We start from the raw sequence: 13,491 nt of genomic DNA, 5'->3' as shown, positions 1-13,491 counted from the left end.
AAAGACTCCAAATTGGAACAAAAAGTGAATATTATCGACACATCATGTTCAGCGAGCTCAACGTCACGTCCAATTTCTCCTTTCTGAAAGGGGCCTCTCATCCGGAGGAATATATGTCCCGTGCGGCTACTCTTGGCATGCAGGACATCGCGATAGCGGATGAAAACTCTGTCGCGGGGATTGTCCGTGCGCATGCAAGGGCGCGCGAAATTGCCCGGCAGGTGCAGGAACGTCAGGCATGGGAAGCGGTCCATGGTCCGATGGGTCCAGAGGATCCCGAAGGGACTCGTAAAGCCGCAGGCCTCCTTGATGTCACCCCGCGTCTGATCCCCGCCGCTCGGCTCGTTTTTACGGATGCCTGCCCAGTGACGGTTTTGCCAGAGAACCGGAGGGGCTGGGGCGCGCTGTGCCGTATTCTCTCCAAAGGACGATTACGCGCGAAAAAAGGTGCCTGTGATCTGCAACTCATCGATCTGCTGGAGTGGGGCGATGCCTTGCAGCTGATCCTCTGGCCAAATGCGCAAACCTCACCTTGCGGCGCGGGCGGATGGGTGCAAACAGCGCAAGCGCTGACGCGCCGCTTTGCTGACAAAATACATATTGGCCTGGTGCCACACTACGATGGTCGCGACCCGGATCGCTTTGCGGAACTGACCCATCAGGCGGACCACCTTGGCTTGCCAACGCTTGCGAGCGCCGCACCTTTGATGCACCACGGCGCGCGACGCAAACTGGCAGATGTGGTCACCGCGATCCGACTGGGACGCCGCGTTGATGATCTGGGCCGGAAGGCGCTGCCCAACAGTGAGGCGCGTTTGCGCTCTGAAACCGAGATGAGGCGGCTTTTCAAGGGGTTTGAGGCAGCAGTAGATCGCGCCTTTGTTCTGTCACAGCGCCTGACGTTTTCACTCGATGAACTGCGCTATGAATATCCCTCGGAAGGCACCGAGACAGAAACACCTTCCGCGCGTCTGCGCCGCCTGGCCTATGAGGGTTTGAAGTGGCGCTATCCCAATGGCGCGCCGGAAAAAGTGCATAAATTGCTTGAACACGAGCTGACCCTCATTGGTAAGCTGAAATATGAGCCTTATTTCCTGACCGTTCGTGACATTGTGGCTTTTGCGCGCGCGCGCGATATCCTCTGTCAGGGGCGTGGGTCCGCGGCCAACTCGGTGGTGTGTTATTGTATGGGCGTCACTTCCGTCTCACCCGAGATCGGCACCATGGTCTTTGAGCGTTTTGTCTCAGAAGCGCGGGATGAACCGCCTGACATTGACGTGGATTTCGAACATGAGCGCCGCGAAGAGGTGATCCAGCACATCTATGAACGCTACGGTCGTCACCGTGCGGGCCTGTGTGCCACGGTCGTGCATTACCGGGGCAAACGCGCGATCCGCGAGGTGGGTCGCGCCATGGGCCTGACGGAAGACACGATCTCAGCGCTCAGTTCTCAGCTCTGGGGGTTCTTCTCCACCAAGGGGATCGAGGCCCAACGCATGGCCGAGATCGGGTTGGACGCAGGTGATAAACGCCTGCAACAGACGCTTGCCTTGGTCTATGAAATCAACGGTTTTCCGCGCCATCTCAGTCAGCATGTGGGCGGGTTTGTGATTACCGAAGGACGTCTGGATGAGCTGGTGCCGATTGAGAATGCAACGATGGAAGACCGCACGGTCATCTGTTGGGACAAGGATGACATAGAAGCTCTGGGTATTCTGAAGGTCGATGTGCTGAGTCTTGGCATGTTGACCTGCATCCGCAAGGCTTTTGATCTGCTCAAGATGCATCACAACACGCATCACACCCTGGCCACGCTGCCCCCCGAGGACCCACGCGTCTACGATATGCTCTGCGCTGCCGACAGCATCGGCGTGTTTCAGGTCGAATCGCGTGCCCAGATGAATTTTTTGCCGCGCATGCGCCCGCGATGTTTTTACGATCTGGTGATTGAGGTGGCGATCATCCGGCCTGGCCCCATTCAGGGCGATATGGTGCACCCTTTCATCCGCCGCCGAAATGGGGAAGAGGAGGTTTCTTTTCCTTCCGACGAGTTGGGTGCTGTGCTGGGCAAGACGCTGGGCGTGCCGCTTTTTCAAGAACAGGCGATGCAGATCGCGATTGTCGGCGCGGGCTTCACGCCCGATCAGGCCGATCGGTTGCGGCGCTCCCTGGCGACCTTCAAGAAACACGGCAATGTCAGCGAGTTTCGAACGCTCTTCCTGCGGGGCATGGCCCGCAAGGGCTATGATGCCGATTTCTCGGAACGTTGTTTTTCCCAGATCGAAGGGTTTGGCTCGTATGGGTTTCCCGAGAGTCACGCTGCCAGTTTTGCGCTCCTAGTCTATGCGTCAAGTTGGTTGAAATGTCATCATCCAGGCATATTCGCCTGTGCGCTGTTGAACTCTCAACCCATGGGGTTTTATGCGCCCGCGCAGATCGGTCGGGACGCGCGCGAACATGGAGTCGAGGTGCGCCCCCTCTGCATCAATGCCAGTTTCTGGGACAACACGATGGAGCCAGACGGACAGGGTGGCTTTGCACTGCGGCTGGGCTTCCGGCAGATCAAGGGATTAAGCGAGGAGGACGCCACCTGGCTGACGGCGGCGCGTGGCAATGGCTATCGGTCGGTGCGAGATGTCTGGCGACGGGCCGGTTTGGTCCCGGTGGTGGTAGCCCGGCTGGCAGAGGCGGATGTTTTTGCAGATATTGATCTGAACCGGCGCGAAGCTTTGTGGGAAGCCAAGGCATTGGTCGCGGGCGCGCCCTTGCCGCTTTTTGCGATGGATCTGGATGCAGAGGCGATCGACGAACCCGCAGCGCTGCTTCCGGAGATGACGCTGGGGGAAGAGGTTGTGGAGGATTATGTCTTGATGCGGCTGACGCTGAAGGCGCATCCATTGGCGCTTTTACGGCATCTTCTGACGCCTGGCGCGCAGAAGGATGAGATATTTAAGTTATAATGCGGGCAGATCCGGGAAAGAGGTTCACCCCGCGCCCCGCAGTCGCTAAAAGGCAGCAAACCCGCCCGAGGAGATGAGCAGATGAGCGCCCGCAAACCAGTGGTTTTATGCATCCTAGATGGCTGGGGGATCGGTGATCGCGGTGCGGGAGACGCGCCATTTCTAGCAAATACACCGACCATGGACCGGATCATGGCCACCTGCCCAAACGCGACGCTGACCACTTTTGGCCCCGATGTCGGCTTGCCCAAAGGGCAGATGGGGAACTCCGAAGTGGGGCACACAAATATCGGTGCCGGGCGTGTCGTGGCCATGGATCTGGGGCAGATTGATCTGGCCATCGAAGAGGGCACGTTTGAAAAAAACGAGCGCCTCTGCGCTTTTGCGAACAAGCTCAAAACAACTGGTGGCACCGCGCATTTAATGGGCGTTGTCTCGGATGGTGGCGTGCACGGGCACCTGACCCATATGATCGCAGCAGTCAAGGCGCTGGATCACTCTGGCGTGCCAGTGGTCATCCATGCACTCACGGACGGGCGAGACGTCAGCCCTCAATCGGCGTTGGGGTTTTTCGAGACCCTTCAAGCCGCCTTACCCAACGCCGCGAAAGTTGCAACGGTCACGGGCCGCTATTTCGCCATGGATCGCGACAACCGGTGGGACCGCGTCGCAAAAGCCTACAGCGCAATTGTCCAAGCTAAGGGTGATCACGCTGAGACTGCATCGGCCGCTGTAGAGGCGGCCTATGCGCGCGGTGAAACCGATGAATTCATCGCTCCGACCGTATTGGGCGGATACGCAGGTGCAAAAACGGGCGACGGTGTCTTTTGTCTGAACTTCCGCGCGGATCGGGCGCGTGAAATCATGGCGGCCATTGGGCATCCGGGGTTTGAAGCATTCGAGACTGGTGCGCGGCCGAACTGGGCGGCATTGATGGGCATGGCGCAATATTCGGAAGCCCATTCCGAGTATATGTCCGTGGTCTATCCCAAACCTGAGATCGTGAATACTCTGGGCGACTGGGTGGCGCAAAAGGGTCTCAGGCAATTTCGCTTGGCAGAGACGGAAAAATACCCGCATGTGACCTTCTTTCTGAATGGAGGAGAAGAGGTTCCCTTTACCGGTGAAGATCGCAAAATGCCGAAATCACCTGATGTTGCGACCTATGATCTGCAACCAGAAATGTCCGCGCGCGAAGTTTCCCAGGCGTTGGTCGCGGCGATTGAGACGGGATATGACCTGATTGTGGTCAATTTTGCCAACCCGGACATGGTCGGCCATACCGGCGATCTGGCTGCGGCGATCAAGGCCTGTGAAGCGGTGGATCAAGGCTTGGGGCAGGCATTGGAAGCTCTGCAACGGGCAGGCGGTGCCATGATCGTGACGGCGGATCATGGCAATTGTGACATGATGATGGACCCAGAAACCGGTGGTCCGCACACGGCGCATACGCTCAACCCGGTGCCAGTCGTTGTTGTTGGAGGGCCTGAGGATACGCTAATGTCTAACGGGCGGCTGGCGGATTTGGCACCGACAGTTCTATTTCTGATGGGTCTTGATGCGCCGGCGGAAATGACGGGCAAATGCTTGCTGTCATGAAATGGCTTTTGCTCATCAGCTTTTTGGCAATGCCCTCGGTGACCTGGGCTCAACAGGCAAACGCCGAACGTGCGCGCGCCGCAATGGAGATGCTGGAAGCCGCCTCAGTGCAATTGGAAGAGGCCCAATCCGCGCGAGACCGTGTGCGGGCATTGACCAGCACCATTCAGGCATTTGAAGAAGGGTTGAGCGCGTTGCGCAGCGGCTTGCGCCAGGCGGCCTTGCGCGAACAACAATTGAACGCAAAATTGCAGGCACGAGACGAAGAAATTGCCGACTTGTTGGTGGTGTTGCAAAAAATCAGCGTGCAACCGTCACCGGTCGCCTTGCTGCATCCGGGTGGTCCGACTGGCACTGCGCGGGCAGGCATGTTGCTGGCAGAAATGACACCGGCGTTGACAGCACGTGCAACGGATCTGCGGCGCGACCTTGAGGATTTGCAAACTTTGCGGGGGATGCAAACAGAAGCAGCAGATAGTCTTGCGGAAGGGTTACGTGAGGTTCAGGACGCGCGCACGACGCTCAATCAGGCGATTGCGGAGCGCACCGAACTGCCAATGCGCTTTACCAATGATCCGGTGCGCGAAGCAATTCTGATCGCGTCAACCGAAACGCTTGCGAGTTTCGCCGATGGGCTGGATTTGATTGTAGGTGAGGTCAATGCTCCGGCACCCAGCTCAATTGAGGGCACCAAGGGCAGCTTGCCGCTGCCTGTACTGGGCATTTTATTGCATGGTGCAGGTGAGACGGACGCCGCAGGCATCGCCCGACCAGGTATCATCATGGCCACTTTGCCCCGCGCCATTGTGACCAACCCGGTTGCAGCCACAATCCGCTATACCGGCTCCTTGCTCGATCTGGGACAGGTGATGATTTTGGAACCTCAGGCCGGAGTTCTTTTCATCTTTGCGGGTTTAGACGTTGTTTACGGTACTGCAGGAGAGGTCATTGACGCAGGCGCGCCATTGGGGCTTATGGGCGACGCTGCGGCAGAAAATAGAGCAGAGCTGTCAACAGATGGTGATGACACTGGCGCTGAGCGCTCAGAAACGCTCTATATAGAGGTAAGAAACGAAAACTCACCGGAGGACCCGGCCCTTTGGTTCGGAACCGACTAGGATGGATAGAGAAAAATGAAAAAATTTGCCATGGCGGCGGCTGGCGGCATCATCGCGGGCGTGATTGCAACGACCCAGATTGCCGGACCATTGCTGGCGCAGGAAACCGCCAAATCGAGCAGTGTCTATGAGCAGTTGGATCTGTTCGGTGATATTTTTGAGCGCATCCGCGCGCAATACGTTGAAGATGTCGAAGCAGGTGAGCTGATTGAGGCCGCAATTGACGGCATGCTCACATCACTTGATCCGCACTCCAGCTATTTGTCACCGGATGATGCAGCTCAGATGCGCGTTCAGACCCGCGGCGAGTTTGGCGGGCTTGGTATCGAGGTTACTCAGGAAGAGGGTTTCGTCAAAGTGGTCTCTCCCATAGACGGGACGCCTGCAGATGAAGCGGGTGTCGAAGCGGGTGATTTCATCACGCATGTGGATGGCGATTCCGTTTTGGGTCTGACGCTGGATGAAGCCGTTGACATGATGCGCGGACCCGTCGGATCGGAGATCTTGATTACGATCGTCCGGGAGGGCGAAGCGGAGCCCTTTGATGTGTCGATCATCCGGGATACGATCAAGCTGACAGCAGTACGTACGCGGACACAGGGTGATACAGTTGTGTTACGGGTCACGACCTTTAACGACCAAACGTACGCCAACCTTGAGTCGGGCCTAAACGAGCAGATCGAAATCGCAGGCGGCATGGACAATATCAACGGGATTGTCGTTGATTTGCGCAATAACCCCGGTGGTTTGCTAACACAGGCCATCCGCGTTTCAGATGCCTTTCTCGAAGAAGGTGAAATCGTCAGCACGCGGGGTCGTAACATTCAAGATGGGGAGCGGTTCAACGCGACCGCAGGCGATCTTGCGCAGGGCAAACCGATTGTTGTGTTGATAAACGGCGGATCTGCGTCGGCTTCGGAAATCGTTGCCGGGGCGTTGCAAGACCACCGTCGTGCGATTGTGGTGGGCACAAAGAGCTTTGGCAAAGGTTCCGTTCAAACAGTCATGCCATTGCGCGGCGACGGGGCGATGCGCCTGACCACAGCTCGGTATTACACGCCATCGGGACGCTCCATTCAATCGCTGGGCGTGTCGCCTGATATTATTGTTGAGCAACCGCGTCGGTCGCCGGATGAAGAGGACGAAGAGGAAAGCCCCGCGCGTTCTTTGCGGTCTGAGGCGGATCTGCGTGGAAGCCTTAACAATGACAGCCTGACCGAGGACGAGATCAAGCAAATCGAGGAGGAACGGGCGAAAGTCGAGGCGGCCGCTGCGCTACGTGAAGAGGACTACCAGTTGGCCTATGCGATCGACATTCTCAAAGGGCTGAACGCGTTGGGTCCGGTCGATTAGTCGAGCCATCATTGTATCAATAAAAGCTGCGTTGGTTTGCCAACGCGGCTTTTTTTGTGACGCACCTAACCAAAGATATTTATGAAGGACACCCAAACGGCGCCATTGGTTGGGATCAGGGCAGGGATTTCATCACGACCTCTCCAAAATCTTCTCTCTGAACAGCCCGGCAGGTGCTCTTCGATCCGAGGCTTTAGATAGCCGTTTTGTAAAGGCGGTCGTTAGTCACTTTGATGTCGCAATATTACGTCTGGTGGATGTCCCGTTTCGCGACAAACCGGGTCGTTCGCGACATTTGGTGTTCTCGTCAGGACCTTGTGCCTGCGTGTAATGGGTCACGGAACCGCCTTTGAGAGCCGTTCTCGGCGTGCAGTTGGCGCCAGCTCACGCATTTGGTTCTGCGGTCGAAGGTGTTGGATTTTCTTACCGCGACATGTTGGTTTTTCTTAGATATTTGCCCGCGGGTGGCGTGAAAAAGTGAGGTCGCTTAACAGGAAAACGTTAGTCTCGGGGTTTTCAAAGATTACATCCACCCAGGCTCTTTCGATCCGCTTTTCATTTATTTTTGAATAAGCGAGGTCAAATTCAACACTGGCATTTGCGCGGGCCGGTTGAAGCTCCCGCACGAGTGTCTCGGTGTTTGGGCCGTGTTTTATGTTCAGCCGAACAAATACTCGAATGGTGCGCGACATCTTGATCGGGCTGTTGACCATAAGGATGTGGTCGCGTGTTAAGCTGACAATCGGTTCTTTCGGCAGATCCAAGACAACAGACAGAAAACCGCCATCAAACCGCAATAGATCAAGCCGCAATCCATACGGAACCGTATCTTCGAGCTGCATATTACGAAATTGCCGGAGTGTGATGTCCGAGTTGTCGCAATCATGGAAAAGGGTCACTTCATCCCCGAATTTGGTCTGATCTTGAACGGATCCAATGTCTTGCGATTGTGAAGCGAGGCGCCATGCTTCCGGACGCCAGAACCAATCTGTATTGTGTGGCATTGGAAAACGTTGAGACGCTCCGGCGGTTGGTGCCCGCCGGTTGCCATTGGCGCGGATCAAAGGGCCAAAGTGACGACGCACCTTGGCCGTACCCAAGGATTGTTGGTGAAAAGCACTATGTACCGAGCAACTGACTTTATCAGTTGATCGTACCCAACGCGGCAAAAAACGACGATTGATCGTCGTATTCCAAATCAAACTCTCGCTCTTGTCCATTGCGATATGGCAGTCCTTCTGGTCGGCGCTGTCGCGTATCTCACAAAAGAGTTTCCGACAGATAAACCGTCATGCAATCAAAGCGTAATTGAACCGGAGATTCTGGTGTTTTGTCGCAGGTTTTGCACCTCTGCACACGGGGCCGCCATGCGCACAGGTACCATGCTTTAGAGCGCCATATAATCGTGACCTTCTTCTTTCGCGCCCGGATGTGTCACAGCGCCCAGATAGGTAGGGCCGACTAGCTTGGCGTATTTCCAAAGCGCTCCTGCGCCATAGATTGTTTGACGCGGGCCGGTCCATTCCGCCTTGCGTGCAACCATGTCTTCGTCGGAAATGTCGACGGAAATGGTGCCTTCGATGGCGTTCAACGTGATCACGTCACCGTCTTTCAGCAAAGCAATGGGTCCGCCATGTGCGGCCTCAGGGCCTACATGGCCTACACAAAAACCGCGTGTGGCTCCGGAAAACCGACCGTCTGTGATCAGCGCGACTTTCTTGCCCATACCCTGGCCAGAAAGAGCCGCCGTCGTCGCCAGCATTTCGCGCATGCCTGGGCCGCCCGCAGGTCCTTCATTGCGGATGACGAACACATCCCCTTCTTCGTAGGTACGGTTTTGAACGGCTTCAAAAGCATCCTGCTCACACTCGAACACGCGCGCAGGACCGGTGAACAGCTGGTGCTGGGGTTCCATCCCAGCGATTTTGACAATTGCTCCTTCAGGAGCAAGATTGCCTTTGAGGCCAACCACACCGCCGGTTTTGGAAAGAGGTGTTTCCACCGGATAGATCACGCGACCATCCGCTTCGAGAGATACCTTGTCGATCTCTTCGCCGATGGAATAGCCCGTTGCCGTGATGCAGTCCTCATGGATCAAACCGGCTTTGCGCAGTTCTTTCATCACGACCGGCACGCCGCCGGCTTCATAAAGATCTTTTGCTACGTATGCGCCGCCGGGCTTCAGATCAACGAAATAGGGCGTGTCGCGAAAAATCTCGCAGACGTCGTCCAGAAAGAAATCAATGCCCGCTTCATGCGCCATTGCCGGCAAATGTAACCCGGCGTTGGTTGAGCCCCCGGTACAGGCGACAATACGGGCAGCGTTTTCAAGCGACTGCCGTGTGACGATGTCGCGCGCCCGGATATTTTTCTCGATCAGGTTCATTACAGCCGCTCCGGAGGCTTCGGCATAGGCATCGCGGCTTTCATAGGGGGCGGGCGCGCCTGCCGAATTTGGCAGCGCAAGGCCAATTGCCTCGGAGACACAGGCCTTTGTATTGGCGGTAAACTGGCCACCACAGGCGCCCGCTGATGGGCAAGCGACACGTTCGAGAACCTCAAGCTCGGCCTCGGTCAGGGACCCGTTTTGCTGGCGCCCGACGGCCTCGAACATATCCTGCACTGTAAGATCGCGATTGGCGTACTCTTCAGGAATGTCGGCACCCGCGGGTGCGCGGCCTGGCAGGATTGATCCACCATAGAGAAAGACCGATGGCACATTCAGTCGGATCATCGCCATCATCATCCCGGGCAGGGATTTGTCACAACCCGCCAGGCCCACAATCGCATCATAGCAATGCCCGCGCATGGTCAGCTCGACTGTATCGGCAATCGCTTCGCGTGATGCCAGAGAGGAGCGCATACCCTCGTGCCCCATTGCGATGCCATCCGTCACGGTGATGGTGGTAAACTCGCGCGGTGTGCCGCTCTCGCGCTTTACGCCCATCTTCACAGCTTGTGCCTGACGGTTCAGCGCAATGTTGCAAGGTGCCGCCTCGTTCCAACAGGTTGCCACACCTACAAGAGGCTGGTGAATTTCTTCGTCCGTCATGCCCATGGCATAGTAATATGACCGGTGCGGCGCACGCGCGGGTCCTTCGGTCACATGGCGGCTGGGCAGTCTAGATTTATCAAAACGCTGGCTGGACATGGGCTCTCTCCCCTTCAAAACTATTGGGTCCCGAATAGCCAACAGCCCGTGGAGCCGCAAGTCGCAAGCGTTCAGTACTGCACAACGCTTGACCATTTGCGCGCTTGTATTGGCATATCTGCGGCCCTAAGTTGAGTGAACCTGCACCGCAGCGCGTTGGCGACCCGCAGTGGCTCAGACGTCAGCCCGATACCGAAAGCCGTATGATGGAATCCTCTCTCTTTGCGTTCATTTGGAAATTTTCCAAGCGAGAACAACTGTTTTTGCTGTTCTTTACGCTGTTCACCTTCCCATTTCTCTACGCCACGCTGGAGCTGCCAAAGCGCATCATTAACGATGCTATCGGGGCACTGGACAACAGTATTGACGTATTCAGTTACACGTTGACCCAAACGGAATTCCTGATGGTTCTGTGTTTCCTCTACTTGGCCGCGGTTCTTTTACACGGGGTGCTGAAAATGCGCCTGAACACAATGAAGGGCGTCCTGGCCGAGCGGCTTTTGCGGCGTTTCAGGTATCAGCTGATCAACCGAATGACCCGTTTTCCAAGCGCCTATTTCCGAAACACCAGCCAGGGTGAATTGGTATCAATGGTGACTTCTGAGGCCGAACCTATGGGCGGGCTGATGGGTGACGCGGTTGCGCAACCGGTGTTCCAGGCCGGGCAGATGCTGATTATCGTCATTTTTCTCTTTGCGCAGAGCATTTGGTTTGGTCTGGCCGGTGTCGCCTTGATCCCATTGCAAGCCTACGTCATTCCGATCTTGCAACGGCAAATCAATCAGCTGAACAAAAAGCGGATCGTCGAAGTGCGCAGTTTTGCCTCCGAGATCGGGGAAACGGCCGCAGGTATAGGAGATTTGCGCACAAATGGCGGCCTGCGATTCCGTTTGGCAGGGTTCACGGACCGACTGGGGCGTCTTTTCGACATTCGGTTCCAGATCTACAAAAAGAAATTCTTCATGAAGTTTCTCAACAACTTCATTACACAGCTGACACCTTTCTTTTTCTATTCTGCGGGCGGTTATCTGGCAATCCAAGGCGAGATCACAGTTGGCGCATTGGTAGCGGCATTGGCGGCCTACAAGGATCTCAGCTCTCCCTGGAAGGAGCTGTTGACTTACTACAATCAGGTGCAGGACATGTCGCTGCGCTGGGAGATCGTAACCGAGCGTTTCGCGCCCAAAGGTATGATTGACGATCACCTTATGGAAGGGGAGCCAGAAGAAGTCCCGCATTTGGATGGCGCGATATCGATCCGAAATGTCACGGTGCGTAATTCAGACGGGAATGCGGTGTTAGAGAACATCAATCTGGAAATTCCAGCCGGTGCACGCGTCGCTATTCAGGCCAGCAGCCAGATCGAGCGCACGGCGCTTGCGGAAGTTCTTACCCGAGAGGTCATGCCAGCGCGCGGCAGCGTCACAGTTTCGGGTCACGATCTTGCTGAATTGCACCAAGCCGTGATCGCGGCACGCATCGGTTATGCACATTCGAGACCCTACTTGTTTGACGGAACACTCGGCGACAACCTTTTGATGCCGCTCAAGTCCAGTCCGAAAACTGTTTTGTGGGATCCTGACCGCAAAGATAGAAAAAAGATGGAGGCGGAACGTTCTGGGAACAGTCTAGACAGCATCCAGGCAGATTGGATTGATCCGGGTCTTGCTGGGTTGAACAGTGCAGAAGAAATCCGCGGCTGGTGGTTCCAGTTGGTCGAAGCGATGGGGCTGGACGAGCTTATGTTCCGCCGCATGCTGATGTCGCGCATCGATCCGGAAATGCATACAAAGCTTGCTGCCGATGTGGTGGGCCTTCGCGAGGAGGTCTATGAAAAGCTTGTGGAGCGCAAACTCGATGGTTTTGTGAACCGCTTCAATCCTGATGAGTTCAATCCTTCCACCCCGCTAGGCGGCAACCTGATGTTTGCATCGCCAAAACGCGACATTTCGCAGCGCGGCCTCGCTGCTGAACGCAGTTTTCTGGCTTTGATTTCGGAATTGGGTCTCGCAGAGCAGGGGATCGCAATCTCGCAAACTCTGATCGAAACCTTGCACCAGACCTTTGGCCGGGATGGGACCGGCCACCCGCTTTTCACCGCGTTGGGCATCGAAGATGAGCTCTATGAGCGGTTGGTCGATATTGCCACCCGCCGTCAGGAAAAGGGTGATCAGGCGCTTACCGAAGAAGAGTTTTCGTTGCTTCTTACAGTGCCCTTTGCTTTCACAGCGGAGCAGATTGGACCGGGCTTCCCCGAAAGCTTCAAACAGGAAATTCTTGAAATCCGCCGGACCAAAAGTGAAGAAATGCGCGAACGGATGCGCGGGCTTTTTGTACCCATCGCGATAGAGAACTACTTGCCGCGCCTCACGCTTTTGGAAAACGCTCTCTACGGCCGTATTTCTGCAATGGCAGGTGTGCAGGGTGAATTGATCGAAGACCTGGTGGGCGAAGTGCTGACGGAACATCACCTCAAGCGACAGGTAGCGGAGACCATTCTCGACATTCGAACGGGTTTGGGTGGGACAAACCTAGCTAGCGTATTTCAGGAACGCGCCGCTTTCAGCCGCGCCGGGATCAAACGTCCAGATATCCTGATCCTGGATACTGTTTTGGCCAGCCATGATGCGGAGAACCGGAAACAAACGCGTGCGAAACTGCGGGATCTGCTGCCCAAGGCCACAATGCTCTTTCTAGAGAACAAATTCGAAAACCCCACGGCCTACGATATGTTCGTCGAGATCAAAAATGGGCGCATTGACGGCGTTGAACAACCAGAAGTGCAGGCGGGTGCTGACAGCGGATCGGACGATCTGCGCCGCAAAATACGCGTGATATCCCGCACTGATCTGTTTGCTAATTTGGACTCGCGCAGCCAGCGCTTGCTGGCGTTTTCGGCGCAATGGTACCATGCGCCAGAGGATACGCGGATCTTTGCAATGGGCGAGCGGGCGGATGCAGCCTATTTGTGTCTATCTGGCGACGCAATGATGGGATACCGCGATGATGACGACGTTTGGCATGATGTTACAGCTGTCGGTCCGGGTCGGTTGATCGGCGATCTTGCGGTTATTCTGGATGAACCGCGCCAGCTCGACCTTGTTGCGCAAAAGGACACGAAATTTCTACGCATTGGCGCCGATGAATTCCGCTCGGTGATCGAAACGGATCCAAATGTGTTGATGCAGTTGTTGAAGACTGTGGCAGGGCATTTAACCGGTGCGGCAGGGCTATTGCGCGAAGCGCGTGTCAGCGTTCCTCAGGGAACACAAGGCACAGACGAAAAGACGGACGGTTAAGGGAAGCGCGC

7 protein-coding genes are annotated in these 13,491 nt (G+C 56.0%); 5 read left to right on the top strand and 2 right to left on the bottom strand.

Going from position 1 to position 13,491, the window contains the following annotated elements; genetic code table 11:
* The first annotated feature begins 44 nt into the window (after positions 1 to 44).
* From AB8B75_RS02940 to AB8B75_RS02925, 4 genes are all read left to right on the top strand, one after another.
* Positions 45 to 2,960, top strand: coding sequence for an error-prone DNA polymerase (locus tag AB8B75_RS02940; RefSeq protein WP_405359700.1), 2,916 nt, complete (start codon positions 45 to 47; stop codon positions 2,958 to 2,960).
* An 81-nt stretch (positions 2,961 to 3,041) separates the two neighbouring features.
* The gene (gene gpmI / locus AB8B75_RS02935; protein ID WP_405359698.1) at positions 3,042 to 4,559 is read left to right on the top strand and encodes a 2,3-bisphosphoglycerate-independent phosphoglycerate mutase; all 1,518 of its coding nucleotides are present in this window, start codon (positions 3,042 to 3,044) and stop codon (positions 4,557 to 4,559) included.
* Positions 4,544 to 5,677, top strand: a complete 1,134-nt coding sequence (locus tag AB8B75_RS02930; protein ID WP_405359696.1) for a murein hydrolase activator EnvC family protein — start codon at positions 4,544 to 4,546, stop codon at positions 5,675 to 5,677. Before gpmI ends, AB8B75_RS02930 begins: the two co-directional genes overlap by 16 nt.
* A 15-nt stretch (positions 5,678 to 5,692) precedes the next feature.
* The gene (locus AB8B75_RS02925) at positions 5,693 to 7,030 is read left to right on the top strand and encodes a S41 family peptidase (RefSeq protein ID WP_405359694.1); all 1,338 of its coding nucleotides are present in this window, start codon (positions 5,693 to 5,695) and stop codon (positions 7,028 to 7,030) included.
* A gap of 446 nt (positions 7,031 to 7,476) precedes the next feature.
* Here the strand turns inward: AB8B75_RS02925 and AB8B75_RS02920 are convergent, their stop codons facing one another.
* Together AB8B75_RS02920 and ilvD are read right to left on the bottom strand one after the other, a co-directional pair.
* On the bottom strand, positions 7,477 to 8,250 hold the full coding sequence (locus AB8B75_RS02920; protein WP_405359692.1) for a DUF6478 family protein: 774 nt from the start codon (positions 8,248 to 8,250) through the stop codon (positions 7,477 to 7,479).
* A 167-nt stretch (positions 8,251 to 8,417) separates the two neighbouring features.
* Entirely contained in the window at positions 8,418 to 10,181 is a 1,764-nt protein-coding gene (gene ilvD / locus AB8B75_RS02915) for a dihydroxy-acid dehydratase (RefSeq protein ID WP_405359691.1), read from the bottom strand.
* Positions 10,182 to 10,387: 206 nt separating this feature from the next.
* On the opposite strand from ilvD, the gene AB8B75_RS02910 reads away from it, so the two are divergent.
* Complete coding sequence (locus tag AB8B75_RS02910; RefSeq protein ID WP_405360174.1) at positions 10,388 to 13,480, top strand: ABC transporter transmembrane domain-containing protein; 3,093 nt, start codon at positions 10,388 to 10,390, stop codon at positions 13,478 to 13,480.
* The last annotated feature ends 11 nt before the right edge of the window (positions 13,481 to 13,491 follow it).

Origin of the sequence: Roseobacter sp. (assembly GCF_045106495.1) — a bacterium.
Taxonomy (GTDB): Bacteria; Pseudomonadota; Alphaproteobacteria; order Rhodobacterales; family Rhodobacteraceae; genus Roseobacter.
Note: the sequence above shows the minus strand (reverse complement) of the source record. Positions and strands in the feature narration are given on the sequence as shown.

Bases quoted from the DNA above. Each gene is read 5' to 3' on its own strand.
- ilvD (WP_405359691.1), bottom strand. From the start codon at position 10,181: ATGTCCAGCCAGCGTTTTGATAAATCTAGACTGCCCAGCCGCCATGTG.
- AB8B75_RS02930 (WP_405359696.1), top strand. From the start codon at position 4,544: ATGCTTGCTGTCATGAAATGGCTTTTGCTCATCAGCTTTTTGGCAATG.
- AB8B75_RS02920 (WP_405359692.1), bottom strand. From the start codon at position 8,250: ATGGACAAGAGCGAGAGTTTGATTTGGAATACGACGATCAATCGTCGT.
- AB8B75_RS02910 (WP_405360174.1), top strand. From the start codon at position 10,388: ATGGAATCCTCTCTCTTTGCGTTCATTTGGAAATTTTCCAAGCGAGAA.
- AB8B75_RS02940 (WP_405359700.1), top strand. From the start codon at position 45: ATGTTCAGCGAGCTCAACGTCACGTCCAATTTCTCCTTTCTGAAAGGG.
- AB8B75_RS02925 (WP_405359694.1), top strand. From the start codon at position 5,693: ATGAAAAAATTTGCCATGGCGGCGGCTGGCGGCATCATCGCGGGCGTG.
- gpmI (WP_405359698.1), top strand. From the start codon at position 3,042: ATGAGCGCCCGCAAACCAGTGGTTTTATGCATCCTAGATGGCTGGGGG.